This is a genomic window from Brevibacterium renqingii, assembly GCF_017808095.1.
Classification (GTDB): Bacteria; Actinomycetota; Actinomycetes; order Actinomycetales; family Brevibacteriaceae; genus Brevibacterium; species Brevibacterium renqingii.
In genome coordinates this window covers 924,146-947,571 of record NZ_JADBHG010000001.1, presented here as the reverse complement: position 1 = coordinate 947,571, position 23,426 = coordinate 924,146, and the positions used below count along the sequence as shown (strand labels likewise).

At 67.5% G+C, this 23,426-nt stretch carries 17 protein-coding genes; 13 read left to right on the top strand and 4 right to left on the bottom strand.

The genetic code is table 11. The features are described from left to right. Window positions 1-25: 25 nt before the first annotated feature. From IIE29_RS04290 to IIE29_RS04275, 4 genes are read right to left on the bottom strand one after another with little or no spacing between them, the layout of a single operon-like run. A complete protein-coding gene (locus IIE29_RS04290) occupies window positions 26-1,000 on the bottom strand; it encodes an NUDIX hydrolase (protein WP_209323924.1) in 975 nt (324 codons plus the stop codon). Next, window positions 997-3,141, bottom strand: coding sequence for an RNA degradosome polyphosphate kinase (locus tag IIE29_RS04285; protein WP_209323923.1), 2,145 nt, complete (start codon window positions 3,139-3,141; stop codon window positions 997-999). Before IIE29_RS04285 ends, IIE29_RS04290 begins: the two co-directional genes overlap by 4 nt. 4 nt (window positions 3,142-3,145) lie before the next feature. Then, on the bottom strand, window positions 3,146-4,102 hold the full coding sequence (mshD, locus tag IIE29_RS04280; protein WP_209323922.1) for a mycothiol synthase: 957 nt from the start codon (window positions 4,100-4,102) through the stop codon (window positions 3,146-3,148). After that, entirely contained in the window at window positions 4,099-4,911 is an 813-nt protein-coding gene (locus IIE29_RS04275) for a winged helix-turn-helix transcriptional regulator (protein WP_209324151.1), read from the bottom strand. Before IIE29_RS04275 ends, mshD begins: the two co-directional genes overlap by 4 nt. A gap of 94 nt (window positions 4,912-5,005) precedes the next feature. Between IIE29_RS04275 and IIE29_RS04270 the strand changes: the two genes are divergently transcribed. The 13 genes from IIE29_RS04270 (at window position 5,006) to IIE29_RS04210 (ending at window position 23,370) form a co-directional block, all read left to right on the top strand. After that, window positions 5,006-5,809: an ammonia permease gene (locus IIE29_RS04270; RefSeq protein WP_343071784.1), complete on the top strand. Its 804-nt coding sequence runs from the start codon at window positions 5,006-5,008 to the stop codon at window positions 5,807-5,809. Between the two features lie 141 nt (window positions 5,810-5,950). Further along, a complete protein-coding gene (locus IIE29_RS04265) occupies window positions 5,951-6,550 on the top strand; it encodes a nitrobindin family protein (RefSeq protein WP_209323921.1) in 600 nt (199 codons plus the stop codon). A 1-nt stretch (window position 6,551) separates the two neighbouring features. Further along, window positions 6,552-7,766 (top strand): CAF17-like 4Fe-4S cluster assembly/insertion protein YgfZ, encoded by a 1,215-nt coding sequence (ygfZ, locus tag IIE29_RS04260; protein ID WP_209323920.1) that lies wholly within the window; start codon window positions 6,552-6,554, stop codon window positions 7,764-7,766. Between the two features lie 128 nt (window positions 7,767-7,894). After that, window positions 7,895-9,259 (top strand): 4-aminobutyrate--2-oxoglutarate transaminase, encoded by a 1,365-nt coding sequence (gene gabT / locus IIE29_RS04255; RefSeq protein WP_209323919.1) that lies wholly within the window; start codon window positions 7,895-7,897, stop codon window positions 9,257-9,259. Window positions 9,260-9,404: 145 nt separating this feature from the next. Continuing rightward, a complete protein-coding gene (locus tag IIE29_RS04250) occupies window positions 9,405-11,045 on the top strand; it encodes a PucR family transcriptional regulator (RefSeq protein WP_209323918.1) in 1,641 nt (546 codons plus the stop codon). 112 nt (window positions 11,046-11,157) lie between these two features. After that, window positions 11,158-12,900, top strand: coding sequence for a type III PLP-dependent enzyme domain-containing protein (locus IIE29_RS04245; protein ID WP_209323917.1), 1,743 nt, complete (start codon window positions 11,158-11,160; stop codon window positions 12,898-12,900). 119 nt (window positions 12,901-13,019) lie between these two features. Further along, window positions 13,020-14,003 (top strand): TAXI family TRAP transporter solute-binding subunit, encoded by a 984-nt coding sequence (locus IIE29_RS04240; protein ID WP_246475674.1) that lies wholly within the window; start codon window positions 13,020-13,022, stop codon window positions 14,001-14,003. After that, window positions 14,000-16,081, top strand: coding sequence for a TRAP transporter permease (locus IIE29_RS04235; protein WP_209323916.1), 2,082 nt, complete (start codon window positions 14,000-14,002; stop codon window positions 16,079-16,081). The genes IIE29_RS04240 and IIE29_RS04235 overlap by 4 nt, the downstream gene beginning before the upstream one ends. A gap of 236 nt (window positions 16,082-16,317) precedes the next feature. Continuing rightward, window positions 16,318-18,159 (top strand): ABC transporter substrate-binding protein, encoded by a 1,842-nt coding sequence (locus IIE29_RS04230; RefSeq protein WP_209323915.1) that lies wholly within the window; start codon window positions 16,318-16,320, stop codon window positions 18,157-18,159. Between the two features lie 172 nt (window positions 18,160-18,331). Further along, the gene (locus IIE29_RS04225; protein ID WP_209323914.1) at window positions 18,332-19,456 is read left to right on the top strand and encodes an ABC transporter permease; all 1,125 of its coding nucleotides are present in this window, start codon (window positions 18,332-18,334) and stop codon (window positions 19,454-19,456) included. Then, complete coding sequence (locus IIE29_RS04220; protein WP_246475673.1) at window positions 19,456-20,418, top strand: ABC transporter permease; 963 nt, start codon at window positions 19,456-19,458, stop codon at window positions 20,416-20,418. The genes IIE29_RS04225 and IIE29_RS04220 overlap by 1 nt, the downstream gene beginning before the upstream one ends. Next, window positions 20,418-22,073 (top strand): ATP-binding cassette domain-containing protein, encoded by a 1,656-nt coding sequence (locus IIE29_RS04215; RefSeq protein WP_209323913.1) that lies wholly within the window; start codon window positions 20,418-20,420, stop codon window positions 22,071-22,073. The genes IIE29_RS04220 and IIE29_RS04215 overlap by 1 nt, the downstream gene beginning before the upstream one ends. After that, on the top strand, window positions 22,066-23,370 hold the full coding sequence (locus IIE29_RS04210) for a S66 peptidase family protein (RefSeq protein WP_209323912.1): 1,305 nt from the start codon (window positions 22,066-22,068) through the stop codon (window positions 23,368-23,370). Before IIE29_RS04215 ends, IIE29_RS04210 begins: the two co-directional genes overlap by 8 nt. Window positions 23,371-23,426 lie beyond the last annotated feature (56 nt).

Sequence of the window (23,426 nt, the reverse complement as noted above, 5' to 3'; positions counted from 1 at the left end):
GAGCGATCCGGGCCCGCACGCCTGGTCAGGCATCGATGGGGCGGACGCGTTCGATCTCGACGATGCGGGGCACGGGCCCGGGCCGCACATAGGCGATGAGCACCTCACCGGGTTTGAGGTAGGGGTCCTCCTTCGGCAGCTTCGCCACCACTCGCTTCGGGGCACGTGCGGCGTAGACGGAGAAGATCGTCGGCAGCACCGGTCGGTGCGTGCAGTAGATGACGGGCCGGCCCCGCTCGAGCAGCTTCTCGATGAAGCGTGCGGTCTTCGCCGGGTTCGCCGAGTTCGCCTTCTCACTCAGCGTGGGCACCTTCTTGATCGACTTGCCCGTCGCGGCCGACAGCGGCGCCAGGGTCGCCATGCACCGCTTCCACGGGCTCGAGATCAGCTTCTTCGTCTCCCAGGCTCCCAGCAGACCGGTCAGGGCCATCGCCTGCCGGGTGCCGAGCTTGAGCAGCGGGCGCACATGCTCGGTCTCATGCCACTTCGACCGCGGGAAGGCCTTGCCGTGACGGACGAGGATGAGCGGCCAGGCACGCAGCGCATCCGTCGAATCGTACTTCTCCACGGCGTCGAGCTGCTCCCGATCGGAATAGGACGTCAGCTTCGTCCTCGCCTTCTCGATCGGGAACCACTTCGCCCGGTCGACCTCGCGCTTGTTCATCGGTGCGAACGCCGCATCGCCCCTGACCTCGGCCGACCAGTAGAAGACCTTCTTCGTGTTCTTCCCGCCGACCTTGTACTCGGCGGTGGGCAGCGGGATGCCGAGGCGGATGTCGAGCCCCGTCTCCTCCTTCACCTCGCGCACGGCGGTCTCGGGCAGGGTCTCTCCGGGGTCGACCTTGCCCTTGGGCCAGGACCAGTCGTTGTACTTCGGGCGGTGGATGAGGACCACTTCGAGGCCATCGGCCCCGCGTCTCCAGCACACGGCGCCCGCGGCCAGCACATCGGCGGAGACGCGTGAGGACTTCTGCGCCGAGGAGACCGAGGAGGGGCTCACGCCTCATCCCCGATCCGCCGGTCCTTGCGATGACGGCGGATGAGCTCCGACTGGTAGTCGACGAGCTCGGTTCCGTCCTCGGCATGCGTCCGCCGCGTCCACTTGCCGTCACCGGCGAGATCGAACGCCGAGGTGGTCTCGGCGAAGGCGAGATCGAAGAGCTCGATGATCTCGGCCCGGTGGCGATCGTCGACGATCTGCACGAGCGTCTCGACCCGACGGTCGAGGTTGCGGTGCATCATGTCCGCCGAACCGATGTAGACGATGGGATCGCCCCCGTTGCCGAAGACGAACGCCCGCGAGTGCTCGAGGAACCGTCCGAGCACGGAGCGGACGGTGATGTTCTCGCTCAGCCCTTCGATCCCGGGACGCAGGGCGCAGATCCCGCGGACGAACACTTCGACGCTCACCCCGGCACGAGACGCCCGGTAGAGGGCGTCGATGATGGCTTCGTCGACGATGGAGTTGACCTTGATGCGCACCTGCCCGGTCCCGCCCGCCTCGGCGATGGCGATCTCGGACTCGATGAGCTCGATCAGGCCCGAGCGCACCTTGGTGGGGGCGACGAGGAGGCGGGAGTACTCGGAGCGCGGAGCATAGCCGGAGAGCTGGTTGAACAGCTTCGTGAGATCATCGGCGACGGCCGTGTCCTTCGTCAGCAGGCCGAAGTCCTCGTAGCCGCGGGCGGTCTTCGGGTGGTAGTTGCCGGTGCCGACATGGCAGTAGCGGGCCAGCCCCTCGGCCTCCTGCCGCACGACCAGGGAGAGCTTCGCATGGGTCTTGAGCCCGACGATGCCGTAGACGACGTGGACGCCGGCGCGCTCCAGCTTGCGCGCCCAGGTGATGTTGGCCTCCTCGTCGAAGCGCGCCTTGATCTCGACGACGGCGAGCACCTGGATGCCGGCCTGGGCGGCATCGACGAGGGCGTCGATGATCGGCGAGTCGCCGGAGGTGCGGTAGAGCGTCTGCTTGATCGCGAGCACGTTCTTGTCGGACGCGGCCTGCTCGAGGAAGGCCTGCACACTCGTGGAGAACGAGTCATAGGGGTGGTGGAGCAGGATGTCCCGGCTGGCCACGGCGGCGAACACATCGACCTGATCGCTGGATTCGCGCAGCGAGAGGTCCTTGTTCATCTGCGGGACCATCTTCGGGAAGTGCAGGTCGTCGCGGGCGACATCGGCGATATCGGACATGCCCGACAGGTCGAGCGGCGTCGGCAGATGGTAGATCTCGGATTCGTGGATGCCCAGTTCGTCCTTGAGCATCTCGAGCACCCGCGGATGGATGTTCTCGGTGATCTCCATCCGCACGGCCGGTCCGAAGCGCCTGCGCAGCAGCTCCTTCTCCAGGGCCTTGAGCAGGTTCTCCGCATCGTCCTCCTCGACCTCGAGGTCCTCGTTGCGGGTGACGCGGAAAGTCGAGTGGTGGATGACCTCCATGCCCTCGAAGAGCGTGCTCAGGTGCTCGGCGATGATGTCCTCGAGCGCGACGAAGCGGGCGGGCACATCGCGTCCGGCAGGACGGTCGGTCGCCTCGGCGACGTTGAAGAAACGGGGCAGGCGCGGGGGCACCTTGACCCGGGCGAAGAGCTCCTTGCCCGAATCGGGGTAGCGCAGGAGCACGCCGAGGTTGAGCGAGAGTCCCGAGATATAGGGGAACGGGTGGGCCGGATCGACGGCCAATGGCGTGAGGACGGGGAAGACGTGGCCGAAGAAGAACTCGTCGACGCGAGCGCGTTCGCCCTCCGTGAGCTCATCGACGGCGACCTTCGTGATCGCCTCCGCATCGAGGCGAGGGCCGATGTCGTCCTTGAGCAGAGCCGCGTGCCGGCTCATCAGCTCATACGCCCGCTGCCCGATGGCGTGCATGACCTGCGCCGGCATCCGGCCGGTCACACTCGGTACCGCAAGTCCGGTGTTGATGCGGCGCTTGAGGCCGGCGACGCGGACCATGAAGAATTCGTCGAGGTTGGTCGCGAAGATCGAGAGGAAACGCACTCGTTCGAGCAGCGGGATCTGCGGGTCCGAGGCGAGGTCGAGGACGCGTTCGTTGAATGCCAGCCAGCTGAGCTCCCGGTCGAGGAAGCGGTCGGCGGGCTCGGGCAGACCCAGCTCCCTGCCGGCTGCTGCGATGTCGTACATCGGTCTACTCCTTCTCGCTCGTCGTCTCCGCCGCCGGCGCGTAGGACACGTGCGCGACCGCGACATGGAATCCCAGCCGCTCGTACAAGCGTAGCGCCGGGGCGTTGTCCGACTCGACGTAGAGTTCGATGGCCCCAGCTCCGGCGGCGACCATCCTCCGCATGCCCTCGATCGTCAGGGCCCTGCCCACGCCCTTGGCATGGACGCGCGGATCGACGCCGACGACATAGACCTCGCCGAGGCGGCCCTCGGACTCCGTGTCCGTGAGCTTCGTCTGATGGAAGCCGATGACTGCGCCCTCGCGCTCGGCGATGACGAGCGAGTCGGGGTCGAAGTCCGCCGCGGTGACGAGTGCGTCGATGTCGGCACGTGTCTGCGAGCCCTGCTCCGGATGCCAGTCGAAGGCGGCATTGTTCACGGCCAGCCATCCGTCCTCGTCGCCGGGGGCGAAGGAGCGGATCTCCACGCCCTCGGGCGCCTGCGTCGCGGGCAGGTCGTCGAGCCCCAGCCCGGAGCCGGTGCGCATCTGGTAGAGCACGCGGTCGCGTCCGAGCCCGTGCTTCTTCGCCAGGTGGGCCGCGGCCGGGTGGTCGCCGTGGGACCAGCACCAGGAAGCGGGCTGCTCGTCGAGGATCGTCAGCAGCAGCCGTTCGCCCAGGCCCTGTCCGCGGTGGTCGGGGGCGATGAGGAATTCGGCGGCGTGGCGCTCGCCCTGCAGCGCGCGGATCCCGAAGCCGATGAGCTCCTCCGCTCCGTGCCCGTCATCGGCGCAGACGCGCCACACGCTCGAGGCGGTCTGCGCCTCGTGGGCGGTGTCCTCGCCGGTGGCGATGGCCATCAGCCCGCCGGAGATCTCGGCCGCTCCGTCGGCGGCGGCCACACGGTCGAGGAAGCCCAGCTCCGCCTCGGTGAGGGTGTCGATGGGGGTGGCGGTGATCGCTCCGCTGGCCTGGATTCTCATGCCTTCACGTCCTCTGTGCTCGTTGCCGTTCTCGGGCCCGCCTGCGCTCTCGTCTCCGCCTGCGGGGGCTCGGACTCGCCGTCCGCCTCTGCGGTGACGCTGTCGGCGCTGAAGCGATAGCCGACATTGCGCACGGTGTGGATGGCGTTCTCGAGGTCTTTGCCGAGTTTCGCACGGAGCCGGCGAACATGCACGTCAACCGTGCGGGTGCCGCCGAAGTAGTCATCGCCCCACACGGCCAGCAGGATCTCGTCACGGGTGAAGACGCGTTCGGGATGCATGGCGAAGAACTTCAGCAGCGCGAACTCGCGATAGGTCAGGTCGAGGCCGCGCCCGCCGAGTTCGGCGGTGAACGCGCCCTCGTCGATGCGCAGGGTGCCGGTGACGACGATCATCGGCTCGCCCTCGGCGTTCCACGGCCCGCCGCTGCGGACCGCATCGGAGAAGGCGGCGAGATGGCGGTCGCGGGCCACGCGCAGACGGGCCTCCACCTCGGCGGGGCCGGCGGTGGTGAGGAGGAAGTCCGCGACGTTCCACTGCGCCGAGGCGGTTGCGAGCCCGCCTTCGCCGAGGACGACGATGACCGGAGCGGTGACGCCGGCGGCGGTGAGCATCTCGGAGATCCGCGGGGCCAGGGAGAGATCGAGGCAGGCATCGGCGATGACGAGATCGGCGTCGGGGGAGACCGTGGCCGCGGTCTGCAGCTGCTCGGCTCCGCAGCGGTCGAGGCGGTGGCCGAGGTACTGCAGCGATTCGGGAGCGATGGGGTGATCGAGCCGGGCCGTGGGGCAGATGTGCAGAATCCGCATGTGCTGCATCCACCTCCTCGGCGCCCGACCTCTGAGCCAAAGTATAGCGAGGGCAAAATCGCGAAGGCACGAGAAGATGAGGCACGATAGTGCTGTGATCAGATGGATTCGAGTAGCCGTCGCCCTCGTGCTGGTGCTGGCCCTCAGCACCTCCGTGTACTGGGGCTACACACTGTTCCTGTTGGCGACCGGGCTCATCGTCCTCGGCGTCGCCTACGGCTGGCCGCGCCTGACGGACTCCCCGCAGTCGCGGGCGACGTCGATCATGCTCGCTCTCTTCGGCGTGGCGGGACTGTCGGCCGCGTGGCAGGATTCGACCGCTCCCTATCTCGACTGGCTGCCCGTCCTCGCCGGTCTGGGACTGCTGTGGACCTTCGTCCAGAACCTCACTCGCGGCATCGGCGCCTCCTATGCGGTGGCCAATGTCTCCGCTCAGGTCTCCGGCCTCGTCATCGTTCTGTCCGCCAGCACCTGGGTCGCGGCGATCACGGTGCCCGGGGACAAGGAGGCCATCGTCATCGGCCTCGCCGCACTCATCGTCGCCCAGTGCATGACGGCACTGCCGTGGCCGCCGATCTACACCTCACCGCTGGCCCTGGCCATGGCCACGGCCGTCGCCGGAATCCTCTCGGTGCTCGTGTTCGACGATTCGATCTCCTGGCCGGCCGCGCTCGTCCTCGGCGTCATCATGGGTCTGCTCGTGGCCGCCGTCGACCGGATGCTCGGGCTCGTCGCCTATGCGAAGTTCCAGGCAGCCAGCCTCGAGGCCTCGCAGAACATCGAACTGAAGAAGAACGTGGAGAAGGCCCGCAGCTTCGCCGTGCAGCTGGCGCTCGGCGCGGCCCCCATCGCCCTCGGCGGTGTCGTCGTCTACGCCATGGAGCGCATCGCACTCTGAGGAACTGTAGACTGAGGGCATGGAAAATCTCGCTGCTCTCGAAATCGTCTTCTCCAGCCTCGTCGGCCTCGCCGCTCTCGGCGCTCTGGGCGTAGGGGTCAAGGTCGTCACTGCGCTGTTCAAAGACAATCGCTGATTCCTATGATCGAACTTGACGCCTCGGTCCATCCGGAGCTCGTCCCGCTGTCCTGGCTGATCGGGTCCTGGGAGGGCGCCGGTGTCGTCGGCTATGCGGACACGCCTGAGAAGCAGTTCGGCCAGCGCATCGACTTCGTCGCCCATGAGGGCACCCCGTTCCTCCAGTACAACGCGCATGCGTGGCTGCTCGACGAATCCGGGGAACTCGAATCGACCCTGACGCTGGAGTCCGGCATCTGGCAGCTCGTGCGTGAGCACGACGAAGGTGACGTGGGGCCGGGCATGATGGTGCCCACCGCACAGCAGAGCTTCACCTCCGCCGCCGCGGTCGAGACCCTGCGCACGAACGACGACGCCTTCGAGATCGAAGCCGAGATCGTTCACCCGCACGGCGTCATGGAACTCTACGCGGGAACCGTCAGAGGCCCGCGCATCGACCTCGCCACCGATGTCGTGGCCCGAACGAAGACCGCGAAGGAGTACACCGCCTCGACGCGCATGTACGGCCTCGTCGGCGGCGAACTCATGTGGGCCTGGGACATGGCAGCCCTGGGGCACGAACTCGCCACGCACTCCTCTGCCAGATTGAAGAAGCTGTCTTAAGATGACCGATCCCGTGTCGCCGAATTCCGATCCCTCCGATTCGCCGTCGCCGGAGAATGAGAGCACTTCCGCCGAGGCGACCGTGCGCCGGTCCTCCCTGGCCCGACCGCTGAGTTCCACCGCGGTCATGGGAACCGGGCGCCTGTCCGAGACTCCGCTGCACTACGGTGCCTCCCTGCGCGAGCAGCGCATGCTCGAGGAGAAGGACGGCCTCGTCGACCTCCCCCATCTGCGTGTGCTGCGGCTGAGCGGGCCGGACCGCCTGACCTGGCTCAACTCGATCACCACGCAGAAGATCGACGCCCTCGCGCCGGGAGTGTCCACCGAGACCCTCGTCCTCGACCCGAACGGTCGGATCGAGGGCTGGCTCAAGATCGTCGACGACGGTGAGGCGCTGTGGGCGATCAGCGAGCTGGGCACCGACGAGACGCTGGACTTCCTGCGCAGGATGGTCTTCATGATGCGGGTCGAGATCGACGACCTCAGCGACGACTATCAGTGCTTCGGCGCCGTGACCGCTCTGCCCGAGAAGCTGCCCGTGACCCGGCTGTGGGCCGATCCCTGGCCGCACATCGGCGTCGGCTCGGCCTCCTACGCCCAGATCGACATCGGGCAGGAGATCGCGGGCACCGACCATCCCGGTCTCGAGACGCCCTTCGTCATCGGCATCGTCAAGCGCTCCGATCTGCAGGGACTGTCGGCCAAGGACTTCTCCATGGCCGGGTTCGACGCCTGGGAGGCACTGCGGATCGCCGCCTGGCGTCCGGGCTGGAATGAGATCGACCACAAGGCGCTCGTCGGCGAACTCGATCTGCTGCGCACGGCCGTGCACCTGGCCAAGGGCTGCTATCGCGGTCAGGAGGCCGTGGCACGTGTGCACAACCTGGGACAGCCGCCCAGGCGTCTGACCTTCGTCCACCTCGACGGATCCGGACACATCGCTCCGGACCCGGGAGCCGATGTGCTCGCCGAGGTCCGCGGATCGGAACGGTCCGTGGGCACCCTGACTTCGGTGACGGTGCATTGGCAGCTCGGCCCCATCGGTCTGGCCGTGGTCAAACGCAACCTGTCCACCGAGGCCGGCCTGAGCTTCGAAATGAGCGACGGAGACCGCGTCGTCGGGGCGCAGGAGACCATCGTGGTGCCCGTGCGCGAACACGAACGCGAGCTTCCGGCACGCAACAAGGACGTCGACATGCGGAACCAGAACCGCTGACCTCGGGGCGCTGCCCAGCTGCCCGACGGCAACGGAATCCGCACCTCGGAGTTGCCGAATGCGAGCGCTGTGCCCAGCCTGCGGACGATAAGTGACAAAAAGCGTCGGGAACCCCTATTGTTCCCCTTATGACAGCTTTGGAGATTGGCGGCGAAGCTCTGCCGCAGGAACGTAAGATCGTCACTGAGATTCCGGGACCGAAGTCCCGTGAACTCGAGGAGCGTCGCAAGTCTGCCGTGGCGACCGGTGTCGGTTCGAGCCTGCCCGCCTATGTGGTGGCGGCCGGCGGCGGCATCCTCAAGGACGCCGACGGCAACCAGCTCATCGACCTCGGTTCGGGCATCGCCGTGACCACGGCCGGGAACTCGAATCCGCGTGTGGTCGAGAAGGCCAAGGCCCAGCTCGAGGCATTCACCCACACCTGCTTCATGGTCAACCCGTACGAGAACTACGTCGAGGTCGCCGAAGCCCTCAACCGCGTCACTCCGGGTGACCACGAGAAGCGCACCGTGCTGCTGAACTCCGGCGCCGAGGCGGTCGAGAACGCCGTGAAGATCGCCCGCGCCCACACCGGCCGCGATGCCGTCGTCGTCTTCGACCACGCCTACCACGGCCGCACGAACCTGACCATGGCGATGACCGCGAAGGCCGCCCCCTACAAGGCCGGCTTCGGTCCCTTCGCCGGTGAGGTCTACCGGGCGCCGATGTCGTACCCGTACCGGGACAACGACGCCGCCGGCACGAAGATCAGCGGCGAGGACGCGGCCAAGCGCGTCATCACGATGATCGAGAAGCAGATCGGCTCCGAATACGTCGCCGCGATCGTCATCGAGCCCATCCAGGGCGAGGGCGGCTTCATCGTCCCGGCCGAGGGCTTCCTGCCCACGCTCGTCGACTATGCCCGCGAGAAGGGCATCGTCTTCGTCGCCGACGAGGTGCAGGCCGGCTTCGCTCGCACCGGCAAGATGTTCGCCTCCGAATGGGAGGGCATCGTCCCCGACCTGATCACCACGGCCAAGGGCATCGCCGGCGGTCTGCCGCTGTCGGCCGTGACCGGTCGCGCGGAGATCATGGACTCGGTCGGTCCGGGCCGCCTCGGCGGAACCTACGGCGGCAACCCCACCGCCTGTGCGGCAGCCCTCGGCGCGATCGCCGCGTACGAGGAGGACGGACTGGCCGCCAACGCCGAGCACATCGGTGAGATCCTCGTCGACCGTCTGACAAAGCTGCAGTCGAAGTACCCCGAGGTCGGCGACATCCGCGGCCGCGGTGCCATGATCGCCGCCGAGTTCGTCGAGCACGATTCGATCGAGCCGAACGCGGATCTGGTCAAGAAGCTCGCCGACCACTGTGCGAAGAACGGTGTTCTCGTGCTCACCACGGGCACCTTCGGCAACATTCTGCGCTTCCTGCCGCCGCTGACGATCTCCGACGAACTGCTGAACGACGCGTTCGACGTCATCGAGGCGGGCCTGGCCGAGCTCCTCGGCTGAACCCCGCTTGCTGCCCGACGGCGGCGCAGATGCCTTGCGAGGTGTCTGCGCCGCCGTCTCGCGTCTGCAGGGCGACGGGCCGGAGGCTGCGCCGCCGGCTGGCGGCCCGCGGGGTGGGAGAGGCGCCATTGGCTACAGTGAGAACATGACCGACACCGCTGGCGTTCGCCTGTCCCGGCTGATCCGGGATACCGAGAGCCTCCTCCTCCCGCTGACCGAGGTGGCCCGCGATCACGAGGTCACCCGGGTCGACTTCGGCTTCGACCTGCCCCAGGTGCCCGCTGTGCGGATGCGAGGAGCCGTCGTCCTCATCACCGAGGCGGTGCACAGCCGCTCGGGCCTCGACACGATCCTCGCCGAGCACGCCGGAGCCGCCGCGCTCGTCCTCCCGCCCGGAGCGCACGCCCACCTCGGCGAGGCCGAGACGTCCGCGAACGCGGAAGACGCTCCCGTCCTCCTCGAACGCTCACCGCATGTGACCTGGTCGGAAACTCTCGTCCACCTGCGTCAGCTCACCGAGGGAGTGACGAACGCCCTGGCCTGGCCCGATGTCGACGACCTCAGCGCGCTGGCGGCGGTCATCGCCGAGTCGACGGGGGCGTCGATCACGATCGAGGACCCGGCCTCCCGCGTCTTGGCCCACGCCAACCTCGGCGGCGAACTCGATGAGATCCGACGGGAGACGATCCTCTCCGGCGCCATCCCCGCCTGGCGGATCGCCGAGCTCGAGGAATCAGGCTTCCTCGACACCATCCGACGGTCCACCGACGTCGTCGAACGTCCCGCAGCGGGCAGCTCTCCGGCCCGGTCGGTGATCGCCCTGCGCAGTGAGGGCGAGCTGATCGGCACGATCTGGGCGGCCTATCCGGCCTCGGTCGACCCGGGGCCGCTGCGGGACGTGCTCCGGGACGCCGCCCGCGCCGCCCTGCCCGTGATGCTGCGGACACTGCGCCGCTCGCCGTTCGAGAAGCGCATCCGCCGCGAGGCGCTCAGCGGGATCCTCGCCGGTTCGGTCGACCTCGGCCCCGCGGCGACCCTGCTGGCGCTGCCGTTCTCTGGCCACTACTGTGCCCTCGCCTTCGCCGAGGTGGCCCCCGAGCGAGAACCCGTCCTGCGGTTCCATCTTCGGGCCGCCTTCGCCGATGCCGTGCTCGCGCACGTCGATCCCGGTGCGGACATCGGCCCGACCGCAGGGAAAGGCGCTCACCTTGCGGCTCTCGTGCAGATGAGCGAGCCGCTGGATGCCGAGCGGATCCGGGACCATGTGCTGGCCACACTGCGGCGGTCGCTGCCTGCCGGCGAACGGCTGTGCTTCGGCGTCGGCGGCGCCGTGGACCGCCTCGACGAGGTGCATCGCTCCTGGACCGAGGCCGTCTATGTCGTCGACGCCCTGCCGCGCAGACCCGCCGACTCGGACCCGGCCTCGGACGAGTCGCTCACCGGAGCGACGGCCGCCGATGTCGCCGCCGAGGTCGTCGGGCTGCGCATCGCCGATGTGCTGCTGGCCGCCGGTGCGAGCGACGGAGACGAGCGTGTGGTGCGGCCGGCTCGTGTGCTGGCCCGTCACGATGCGAACCACAACGGCAGTCTGCTCGAGACCCTGCGCGTGTACTTCGCCACGGTCGGCAACTCCGCCGAGGCCTCGCGCCGGCTGCACGTGCACACTAATTCGCTGCGGCACCGGCTGGGTCGGATCGAAGAGATCACGGGGCTGTCGACGGCCGCGCCGGCCGACAGGCTGTGGCTCGAACTCTCGGTGCTCGCCCATGACCGCGCGAGTGGCTGAGGCGACTTTCGTGTGAAACCTACAACCTGAGGCGGCGAAGTTTGGCACGTTATTGTCCGATCATTCAGTTCAGTCGTCCTACAGTGACAGGAGATCACGAACAGAGGACGGTATGCCGAGCAGTCACCATTCGATCCCGGACAGCCGGGCACGGGCGATCAGAGCGATCGCCGAGAGCAGCAATCGCGCCGGAGACGGCCACGCGGACGGCTACGAGCCGGGCGGCCGTCACCCGGACGGTTTCGAGCCGGAACCTGCCGCACGTGCCTGCGTGCCCGTTCTCACGGACCGGACCCCGGTGCTCGGCCTCATGGACCTCGATGGGCTGAGTGCCGCGTTCGAGCGGCTGAACGCGGCTTTCGTCTCGCAGAGGGATGTCCTCCATGCGGTGGCCTGCAAGGCCGTGCCCGTGCGTGCGCTGCTGCACCGCTACGCCGAGGCGGGTGCCGGCTGCGAGGTCGCCAGCTCCGGCGAACTCGAACTCGCACTCGCCGCGGGTTTCACTCCTGAACGGATCGTCTTCGACTCCCCGGCCAAGACCTGGACGGAGCTGCGGCGGGCCGTCGACCTCGGCGTCTCGATCAACGTCGACAACTTCGAAGAGCTCGCCCGCCTCGACACTCTCCTCGGTGAACGTCGGCGCGGTCACTCTGCCGGGGCCGGACAGCCCGCTCCGGCTTCGGCGCGATCGGAAGTGCCGGGCTCCGCCCCGACGGGGTCGGAGGTGCCCAGCCCCGCCTCGGCGCGCATCGGCATCCGCATCAATCCGCAGTCGGGAACCGGCGCGATCGGCGCGCTGAGCACCGCCACCGAGACCTCGAAGTTCGGCATCGGATTGGCCGATCCCGACGCCCGCGAGAAGCTCATCGAAGCCTATCTGGCCCGACCCTGGCTCAATCAGGTCCACGTCCATTCCGGCTCACAGGGCATCAGCCTCGACCGGGCCGCCGTCGGCGTCCGCGCTGCCGTCGACCTCGCTCAGGAGATCAACGCGCGAGCGGCTTCTGATTCGGACGCGTCGGATCCGACAACCCTGAGCGACGCACGAGCCGTGTCCGACCGCCGGCGAATCACCCGCATCGACATCGGCGGGGGACTGTCGGTGAACTTCGAGGGCGAGGACGTCACTCCGACCTTCGCCGAGTACCGGGCCGTGCTCGAGGAGCAGGTGCCGGAACTGTTCGACTTCGATATCGTCACGGAGTTCGGCCGGGCGCTGCTGGCCAAGGCCGGCACCATCCTCACGCGGGTCGAGTACGCGAAGACCACGGGAGACCGCCGCATCGCCATGACCCAGGCCGGCGTCCAGGTCGCCACCCGCACCGCCTATGCGCCCGCGGACTGGCCGCTGCGCATCCTGCCCTTCACCGCGGACGGCGAACCGAAGACCGCCGAGGCGACCCCCACCGATGTCGCCGGGCCGGCCTGCTTCTCCGGTGACCTCCTGGCCCGCGACCGGATGCTGCCCCGCCTCGACGCGGGCGACCTCGTGGCCGTGCCCGAGACCGGCGCCTACTACTTCTCGAATCCGTTCTCCTACAACCTCCTCCCGCGCGTGCCCGTCTACGGATACCGCGCCGCGGGAGCCTCGACTGTCGAGGGAGCCGTCGGAGCCGGCTCCGAAGGGACCGCGCAGCAGTCCGAGGAGACAGTGCCGCAGTCCGCCGGGGCCGCGCCCCGCCCCGGCGACGATGCGCTGCAGTTCTTCCTCATCCGGCGCGGGCAGTCGATCGACGACGTGCTCGCCGAGGCGGGAGGGTCAGAGCTGCAGAGCCTGAACACTCCGACCGAGCAGAGCCTGAGCACTCCGACCGAGCCGAGCCCGAGCACTCCTGCCGAGCAGGGCAGCATCTAACGATTCAGCAAACTTTCAGGTCGAGTAGCCAAAAGCTCACCGCTTCCGCATAATCTCAAGGGAGATCACTGAGTATCCAGCTGAGCAGCTGGTGACGACGACGTACCAGGAAGGATGACATGACATTCCGACGCATGACCATTGCGGCCATCGCCGCCTTGGCGCTCAGCCTCACAGCCTGCGGATCCGGAGGCAGCGGCGGAGGAGGGGGCGAAACCACGGACGACCTCACCCTCGGCACCGGCGGCACCTCGGGCACCTACTATCCGCTCGGCGGCGAACTCGCCTCGATCTTCGAGGACAACGTCGACGGGGTCACCGTCAACTACGTCGAGTCCGGAGCATCGGCCGAGAACCTCGGAAAGATCTACCAGGGCGAATGGCAGATGGGATTCACCCAGAGCGATACCGCGAACGACGCGGTCAACGGCGAGCTCGAGGACCTGGATGGCACGAAGCTCGACAACGTCGGCTGGCTGGCCTCCCTCTACCCGGAAGCCGCGCACATCATCGTCCGCGACGATTCGGACATCAAGTCCGTCGATGACCTCAAGGGCAAGAAGATCGCCGTCGGCGACGCCGGATCGGGCACACGGGCGATCTCCGACGCGATCCTCGAGGCCGCGGACATCGGCGAGTCTGACTACACCCCCGAGGTCACGGACTTCGGGGCGTCGACCGATATGCTCGGCGACAAGCAGATCGACGCGACGATCTTCGTCGTGGGCACTCCGGTCGCCGGCCTGACTCAGCTGGCCGCCTCGACCGATGTCAGGCTGCTCGAACTCGACGACGACATCACCTCGGCGATCGAGGAGTCGACGGGCGCAGAGTCCTATGACATCCCTGCCGAAGCCTATGACTTCCTCGACGAGGACGTGCCGACGGTCTCCGTGTTCGCCGCTCTCGTGGCATCGACCGACCAGGTCAGCGAGGACACGGCCTACGGGCTGACCAAGGCTCTGTTCGAGAACACGGACGGAGTCACCCTCGATGTCGGCAAGCTCATCAAGAAGGACACCGCGATGCAGGGGATCGGCGACGTCCCGCTGCATCCCGGCGCCAAGAAGTACTTCGAAGAAGAGGGCATCGACCTGCCGTGAGTGACGAGACGACAGCGCCCCGACCGGGGGACTCCTCGGCCGGGGCGGCTGCCGCGCCGACGGTGGCAGCCGATCAGGCAAGAGAGAAGGTCCTGCGCGACGTCGACTCCTCGAGCCGGTTCCGCACGGATCTCGGCTGGTGGGCGTGGGTGATCGGCGGAGTCTCCGTCGTCTTCACCCTCTACCACCTCTACGCCGCACTCGAGCGGCCGTTCAACACGTGGATGCACTCGTCGCTCCACCTGGCCGGGGCGACGGCGCTGATCTTCTTCCTCTACCCGGCGAGCAAAGGGCTGCTCGACGCTCCCGCCACCGGCAATCGCGTCGCCGACTTCCTCATCGGACGCGGCAGCCGCGTCCCTTGGTACGACGTGCTGCTCGGGCTCGCAGGGCTGTTCTGCAACCTCTACGTCTTCTTCGACTATTCGCGTCTGGTGAGCAACTCGGTCCAGATCCTCGGCTATTCGCCCCTCGACTTCGTCGTGGCGATCCTCGGCGTGCTGCTCATCCTCGAAGCCACCCGTCGCTGCGTGGGCCTGCCCATCGTCATCATCGCCGGAGTCGCGCTCCTCTACGGGCTCTTCGGCAACCACAGCCCCGTCTTCAGGCACTCCGGGCTGAGCGTCGAGGACCTCGCGACGAACATGTTCCTGTCCAACGGCACCGGCATCTTCGGCACTCCCGTGCAGGTGTCGGCGAACTTCATCTTCCTCTTCCTGTTCTTCGCCGTGATGCTCGTGCACACGAACATCGGCCAGTTCTTCAATGACCTCGCCTTCCGGCTCACCGGGCGCTACACCGGAGGACCGGCGAAGGCGGCGGTCGTCGCCTCCGGACTGCAGGGCATGGTCTCGGGGTCCTCGGTGGCCAATACCGTCGCCTCGGGGTCATTCACGATTCCCCTGATGAAGAAGGCCGGGTTCAAACCCCACTTCGCCGCCGCCACCGAGGCCACGGCTTCGACCGGCGGACAGATCATGCCGCCGATCATGGGTGCGGCCGCGTTCATCATGGCCCAGAACGTGCCCGACCTCGAATACAACGGCCTCATCGTCATCGCCATCATCCCCGCACTGCTCTACTTCCTCGGTGCGTTTCTGTCCATCCACTTCGAAGCGAAGATGAGCGGCATCCTCGGAATGGCGAAATCCGCCCTGCCGGACGGTCGCGATCTGCTCAAGCGGCTCGACCTGCTGCTGCCGCTGGTGGTCATCGTCCTCACGCTGCTCTCGGGCATGTCTCCGATCCGGGCGGCGCTGTTCGGCATCGGCACAGCCTTCATCCTCAGCTTCCTGCGGAAGATGACCCGTCTGAGCCCCCGCGCGCTCGTCGACGTCCTCATCGCGGGGGCACGCACGGCGCTGCCGGTCATCGCCGCCTGTGCCACGGCCGGAATCGTCGCCGGCACGGTGACTGTGACCGGCCTCGGCGGTCAGCTGGGCAAGGGCCTGGTCGATCTGGCCGGCGGCAACTTCTTCATCGTGCTGTTCATGGTCATGATCGCCTGCCTGGTCCTCGGAATGGGGCTTCCGACGACGGCGAACTACGTGGTCACGGCGACGGTCGCCGCACCGATCCTGTACAACAACTTCGATGTGCCGCTGATCGCCGCACACATGTTCGTGTTCTTCTTCGGCATCCTCGCCGATATCACCCCGCCCGTCTGCCTCGCGGCCTATGCGGGCGCCGGCATCGCGGGAGCGAACCCGATGAAGGCCGGAGTCACCGCGGTGCGGATCGCGATCGCCGGATTCCTCATCCCCTACGTCTTCATCCTCCAGCCCGCGCTGCTGCTGCAGGGAACCTGGCAGGAGATGGTCTCGGCTCTCGTGACGCTGTGTCTGGGCATGGTCGGCGTGGCCGCGGGTATGGCCGGCTACTTCTTCGGCGTCACCAACGTGGTGGAGAGAGTGCTGCTGGTCGCCGGCGGCATTGCTCTGGTCTACCCGGCCATGTGGATCTCCCTCATCGGTCTGGCGGTGCTCGTCGGCATCGCGATCGTGCAGAAGCTGCGCAAGGCCGAGACCTCCGAGCAGATCGCCCACCGCAGCGGCGACCGGTCGCCGCAGGGGGTCTGAGGACCGGAGCGGACGCAGTGCAGGACGTGAAGCGCCAGGAGCGCAAGGCGTCTGTTCGTGAGCCGCTGTGGTGTTTGCACAGTTGCTGACAAGCAACTTTGTGTGGTGTTGTGCGTGGATCTTGGCACTTCGAACGTAGAGTGATGAAAAGCACACTCATCGCATTCCGGACGAGCGACCGCATTCGTCCGAAACGGGAGTGACAACTGAATCACCGCACGAGCAGAAGGACAATGATGTTCACTCACCCCACACTGCGCAGACACTCCGCACTGCGCAGAGGATGGCGCCGCTGCCTGGCCGGCGTCGCAGCCCTCGCCCTCGTCGGCTCCTTGGCCGCCGCCCCGGCACAGGCGGCCACGTCCGAGGCTCCGGCTTCCGAGAACGTGCTGCGTATCGCCACCGACGGATTCATCGATTCGTTCAACCCCTTCACCTCCTTCTACCTGGTGCCGACGAACACCTTCAGGTACATGTATGAGAACCTCGTGGCCAACGACGCCGAGGACGGCTCGGTCACCGAGGGACTCGCCACCGAATGGAACACGGACGACGAGGGCAAGGTCTGGACGTACCAGATCAGGCCGGACATGAAGTGGTCCGATGGGGAACTGCTGACGTCGAAGGACGTGGCGTGGACGTACACCCAGATGATGGAGAAGGAGGAGATGGCGGTCGCCAACGGCAGCCTCGTCGAGAACTTCGACAAGGTCGAGGCTCCGGACGAGTCCACTGTCGTCATCACTCTGAAGAAGCCGCAGGCGAACAATCCGGGCCAGGAGATCCCGATCGTGCCCGAGCACGTGTGGTCGGAGATCGACAAGCCCGGCGAGTTCAAGAACGACGAGAAGTCGGTCGGTTCGGGACCCTTCCAGCTCGAGAGCTATGAGGCGAACAAGTCGATCACGCTCAAGGCGAACCCGAACTTCTGGCGCGGCAAACCGAAGCTCGACGAGATCCAGTACCGCTACTACACGAACTCCGACGCCCAGGTGCAGGCCATCCGCTCCGGCGAGGTCGACTTCATCTCCGGCCTCAGTCCGGATCAGTTCACCGCGCTCGAGGGGGCCGATAACGTCAAGCTCAACGACGGCAACGGCCGCCGCTTCAACGGCATCTCCATCAATCCCGGAGTCGCCGATGCCGAGGGCAAGGAGTTCGGCACCGGCAGCGAGGCGCTGAAGGACAAGAAGGTGCGCCAGGCCATCCGCGCCGGCATCGACATCGAAACGCTGCGCAAACAGGTCATGCACGACTACGCGCAGCCGGCCACGAGCTTCATCCCTGCGGTCTATCCGAACTGGACGCTGAAGTCCGATGACCCCGTCATCAGCGGTTTCGACGTGAAGAAGGCGAAGAAGCTGCTCGACGAGGCCGGTTGGAAGGAAGGGGCGGACGGCATCCGGGCCAAGGACGGGAAGAAGCTCGAGCTGCGCTTTCTCACCGACGCCGATGCGCCGATCGAGCAGAACACTGCGAAGTTCCTCGCGCCTTGGATGAAGGACATCGGCATCGCTCTGAAGAACGAGTCGACCGATGTCGACACGGTGTCGGAGCGCACCACCAAGGGCGACTACGACATGTACTTCTCCGGCTGGTCGATCAATCCGGATCCGGACTATCAGCTGAGCATCAACACCTGCGGACAGCGCCCCGACGCCGACGGCAACGGGGGCACGAGCCAAGACGGTTGGTGCAACAAGGAGTTCGACAAGCTCTACCGGGCCCAGCACGTCGAACTCGACCAGGCCAAGAGAGCCGAACTCGTGCAGAAGGCCCTGGCGATCCACTACGAAGAGGCTCCTTCGGTGACACTGTGGTACCCGAGTCAGCTCGAGGCCATCCGCTCCGATCGGTTCACGAACTTCACGAAGCAGCCGACTGACGGCGGAGTGATCGCCAATCAGGTCGGCTACTGGGGCTATGCCTCGGTCGAACCCGTGAGTGCGGAGGAGGCCTCGGGCGGAGGGGGCCTGGGCGCGGGCGGCTGGATCGGAATCGCCGCAGCCGTCATCGTCGTCCTCGGCGGAGGCGGCTGGCTGCTCAGCCGCCGCAGGAAGTCCGACGACCGCGAATAGGAACCGCCCCGCCGTCCCGACCGTGGCCCTGCCGTCCTGAGCGCGGCCCTGACGTCACGAGCGTGGTCCCGCCGCCCCGGGCGCCGCTTCGGCGTCCGGGACGCCGGGGCCGCCGTCCTCGACAGCACCCTCTCGGCACCACCCGGCACCACCCAGCACCAGGAGCACCCCAGTGACCAGACCTTCCCGCAACGATCCCCACCCCGCGGATCCGACGGACCCGGGCCCCGCCTCGGCGACCCACTCCGCGGATCCGGCGGACCCGGACCCCGCCTCGGCGGCGGGATCCACCGGAACAACCGATGCGGACGAACCGCCGGCGGGCGGATCGTTCGCAGGCTACTTCCTGCGCAAACTCGGCGGGGCCGCGACCTCGATGATCCTCGTCATCGTCCTCGGCTTCTTCGCCTTCCGGATGCTGCCCGGCGATCCCGTGCTCAAGATCGCGAAGGAGCGCCCGATGAGCCCGGCGCAGATCGCCGAACTGCGCAGCCAATACGGTCTCGACAAACCCGTCATCGTCCAGTTCTGGGACTACCTCGTCGGGATCGTCACCGGCGACCTCGGCGAGAGCTATGTCTATCGGAAGACGGTGTCCTCGCTCATCGTCGAATACCTCGGCCCGACCCTGCTGCTCACCGGCACCGCGGCACTCATCGCGATCGCCATGGGACTGTGGCTCGGCCAGCTCTCCGCTTGGAGGAGGAACTCGCTGTTCGACAAGCTCGCCTCCTCGACCTCGCTGATCTTCTGGTCCGTCCCGACCTTCTGGCTCGGCCTCATCCTGCTCATGATCTTCGGCGGCACCCTGCAGTGGCTGCCCACCGGCGGCATGATCACTCCCGGCCTCGACCCGTGGTCGGCCGCCGGGATCATCGACGTGATCAAGCACCTCATCCTGCCCGTCGTCTCCCTCGTCGCCGTCGTCTACGCCCAGTTCCTCATGATCATGCGCGCCTCCCTGATCGAGGAGATGAGCGAGGACTATCTCACCACCGCCCGCGCCAAGGGGCTGACCGAGGACGAAGTCCGCCGCAGGCACGCAGTGCCCAACGCTCTGCTGCCCACCGTCACCGTCGTCTTCCTCCACATCGGCGGCCTCATCGCCGGTGCCGTCACCGTCGAAGCCGTGTTCTCCTGGCCGGGCCTGGGCAAGCTCACCTTCGAAGCCATCCGCGGCCCCGACCTCCCGCTGCTGCAGGGGACCTTCGTCGTGTTCTCGGCGATCATCATCGTGATGAACCTGGCCGCCGACCTCGTCTACCGATTCCTCGATCCCCGCGTCAGGAGGGCCTGATGAGTGCGAACACCACCGCCGAGGCGGCTCCCGGATCCCCGGACCGCGATCCTCGGGAGCGCGGTGCCGCGATCGACGGCGCGAAGCTCGTCCGCGAACGTCGGCTGAACAATGCGAAGAAGAACTGGGCGCTCTTCCGCTCCGACGTCCCCGCGCTGCTCGGAGCCCTCGTGCTGCTCTTCTTCGTCGTCATCGCGCTCGCCGCCCCGCTCATCGCCCCTGCCGCGATGCTCGATGTGACGAAGCAGCTCGACGCTCCGCGCTACGCCCCGCCGAGCCTCGAACACCCCTTGGGCACCGACGGCCTCGGCCGGGAGCTGTGGGTGCGCATCCTCTGGGGAGCGCGTGTGTCGATCCTCGTCGGCGTCGCCGCCACCGTCATGTCCATGGTCATCGGCACCATCATGGGGCTGGCCGCCGGACACTTCAGCGGACTCTTCGGCGGCCTCATCATGCGCATCATCGACTTCTTCATCGTGCTCCCGTCCCTGCTGCTGGCGATCGTGCTCTCCTCCGTCCTCGAACGCGGAGTCTTCACCATCGTGATCGCCATCGGCCTGACCTCCTGGGCGTCGACGGCGCGGATCGTGCGGTCCCAGACCCTGAGCGTCGAGTCCCGGCTATACATCGAAAGGGCGCGCATCCTCGGTGCCGGGCATCGGCACATCCTGTTCCGGCACCTGCTGCCTGCGGTCATGCCGCTCGTGCTCGCGAACACGACCCTGACCGTCGGCGGCGCGATCATCGCCGAGTCCACCCTGTCGTTCCTGGGGCTCGGCGATACCAGCAAGGAGTCCTGGGGCACGATACTGAAGAACTCGATGGACGTCTCGGCCGCGACCTCGGGCTATTGGTGGTACGTGCTCACTCCCGGCATCGCGATCCTCCTCGTCGTGCTCGCCTTCACGATGGTCGGCCGTGCGCTCGAGGCCATCATCAACCCCGCCCTGAGGAGCCGCTGATGACCGATCTGAGCTTCGAGAGCGTCTCAATCACCTACCGCTCCTCCTCATCGCGCGGCGACGTCGCCGCGGTCAGGGAGGTCAGCCTCGATCTGCCCGCGGGCACGACGCTGGGCATCGCGGGGGAATCCGGATCGGGGAAGTCGACGCTGATCATGTCCGCCCTGCGGCTGCTGCCGAAGTCGGCGCGGCTGGACGGGCGGGTGCTCCTCGGCGGGAAGGACCTCAGCGAGCTGAACTTCGGGCAGATCCGTGCGGTGCGCTGGTCGCAGGCCTCGATCGTGTTCCAGGGCGCCCTGCATTCGCTCAACCCCGTCCGCGAGGTCGGACGGCAGATCATCGAAGCCCTCGAACACCACTCGAAGGACACGTGGACGAGTCCGGAGAAGCGGAGGGCGCGGATGCTCGAACTGCTCGCCGAGGTCGACCTCGACTCCGCGAAGGCCTCGGCCTACCCGCACGAGCTCTCCGGCGGTCAGAAGCAGCGGATCATGATCGCCATGGCCCTGGCCTGCGAACCGGACATCATCATCGCCGACGAGCCGACCACGGCCCTCGACGTCATCGTCCAGAAGCAGATCCTGTCCGGACTCGCCGCGCTCGTCGCCGACCGCGGGATCTCGCTCCTGATGATCAGCCATGACCTCGCCGTGCTCTCGGCCGTGTGCGCGAAGCTCGCGATCATGCGCCACGGCAGGCTCGTCGAATTCGGGCCCAGCGACGAGGTGTGCCTGCGGCCGCGTGAGGACTACACGAAGCAGCTGGCCGGTGCGTTCCCGCAGATCGGCGACCAGGAATCGCGGATGAACCCGCGGACGCTGCGACCCGCCGAGGTGACCCGGGCCCAGCCGTTCACCATGAGCGACGAAGTGGTGCTCGAGGCGAAGGACGTCAGCGTGTCCTTCGCGACCAAGCGAGGTACGGAGAGGGCCGTTCGGGGCGTGGACCTGTCCCTGCGGAGAGCCGAGATCCTCGCCGTCGTCGGCCAATCGGGGTCGGGCAAGACGACCCTGGCCAGGGCGCTGCTGGGCCTGCAGGAAGTCGAGCCCGGCTCACAGGTGGCGTTCCAGGGCCGTGCGCTGCCGAGGAAGGCGAAGGCGCTGCGGACGTTCCGCCGTCAGGTGCAGATGATCCTGCAGGACCCGGCCGGTTCGCTCAACCCCAAGCGCAGCGTCTATGAGGCCGTGGTCGAAGGTCTGCGGGTGCAGGGCATCCGCGACGACGAGTACGCACGGGTGGTCGGTGCGCTCGAAGCCGCCGAGCTCACCCCGGCAGGTGACTACCTCGAATCGATTCCGCAGGAGCTCTCCGGCGGGCAGCGGCAGAGGGTCGTCATCGCCGGTGCCCTGGCGCTGGACCCGCAGGTGCTCATCGCCGACGAACCCGTGGCGTCGCTGGACGCCTCCGTGCGCGGGGAGATCCTGTCCCTGTTCCTCGCGCTGAAGCAGAACCTCGGGATGAGTGCGCTCATCATCACCCACGACCTCGGTCTGGCGTGGAACATCGCGGACACGGTGGCCGTGATGAAGAAGGGCCAGATCGTGGAATACGGTGAGGTCGACAGCGTGCTGGAGAACCCGCAGCACGAGTACACGCAGGAGCTGCTCGCCGCGGTTCCCCGACTGGGAAGTCAGAGCCTGGTGAGAAATGAGTAGTCGCCACAACCGTCCGTACGGCGGCGGGCCGCACACTCACCTGCCCGCCAGCCCTTACCTCGAGACACCGCCGCTGCGGCCCGGTGACACCGTCCGCCTCATCGCTCCGTCCGGTCCCACCGACGAGGAGTCGCTGCTCCGAGCCGTCTGGCAGCTCGAATCCTGGGATCTTCACGTCGTGCCGGGCAAGCACATCCGCGCTCGCCACCCCCGAGTGCCGTACCTCGCGGGCACCGACGAGCAGCGGCGGGACGACCTCGTCGACGCCTGGTGCGACCCGGACACCGACGCCGTCATCGCTCTGCGCGGGGGCTTCGGAGCCATGCGGCTGCTCGACGACATCGACTTCGACCACATGCGCCGGCACATGCTGCGCCGAGACGGCCGGCCCAAACTGCTCACCGGGTCCTCGGACGTCACCGCCCTCCACCAGGCCTGGGACCACCACCTGTCGGCGGCGACCCTGTTCTGCCCGATGGTCGGCAACGACCCGTTCAAGAACTCGTCCGTGGTCCCCGCCGAGGTGGCTTCCTGGCTGTTCGCCCCCTGGGGCGGCCGCGAACTCGGCTTCCCCGCCGCGGCGGGCACGGAGGCCGCCGCGGCGGAGGCCGATGCCGAGGCCACGGCGGGCGAGAAGTGGTCGCAATCGGATACTTTCGGAGCCCGAAAATCTCCGAACGCGACCACTTCTTCCGTGGCAGCGGGCATAGCGGACTCGACGGACCCGGACTCGTCGCTCAGGTGGGCGAAATGGGCGGAAGAATCACGCGGGAATCCTCCCAAAACGCCCACCCAAGCCGCGGGTGCGGCCGGCCCCGCCGCTGCTGCATCCGCCGGGCCGTGCAGCCGGGCGCGGACTCTGGTTCCGGGGCGAGCGCGGGGCCGCCTCGGCGGGGGAAACCTCAGTCTCGTGGCAGCGGCCATCGGCAGTCCGGAACTGGCAGGCGCGAGGCAGCTGCGGGAGACTCGCGGACCGAGCATTCTCATGCTCGAAGACGTCGACGAGGAACTGTACCGGCTCGACAACCTGCTCGTGCAGGCAGTCCGCGGCGGGTGGTTCGACTCGGCTGACGCGGTGGTGCTCGGGTCCTGGGAGGACTGCGTCCCGGTCGCCGAAGTCGAGGCTCTGGTCATGGACGCACTCGGCGAGGCGGGCATCCCGATCGTGACCGAGATGGGCTTCGGACACGATCCGGATGCACCGAGCCTGCCACTCGGCGTCGAGGCCACACTCGAGGCGCCTGCAGGCGGACGCCCGCGCCTGCGGGTGGACGACGCCGGGGAGGGCCGGGGGTGAGCCGATGAGCGGACACACGCGATTCCGAAACGAGCACCGGCGGGATCAGTACCCGG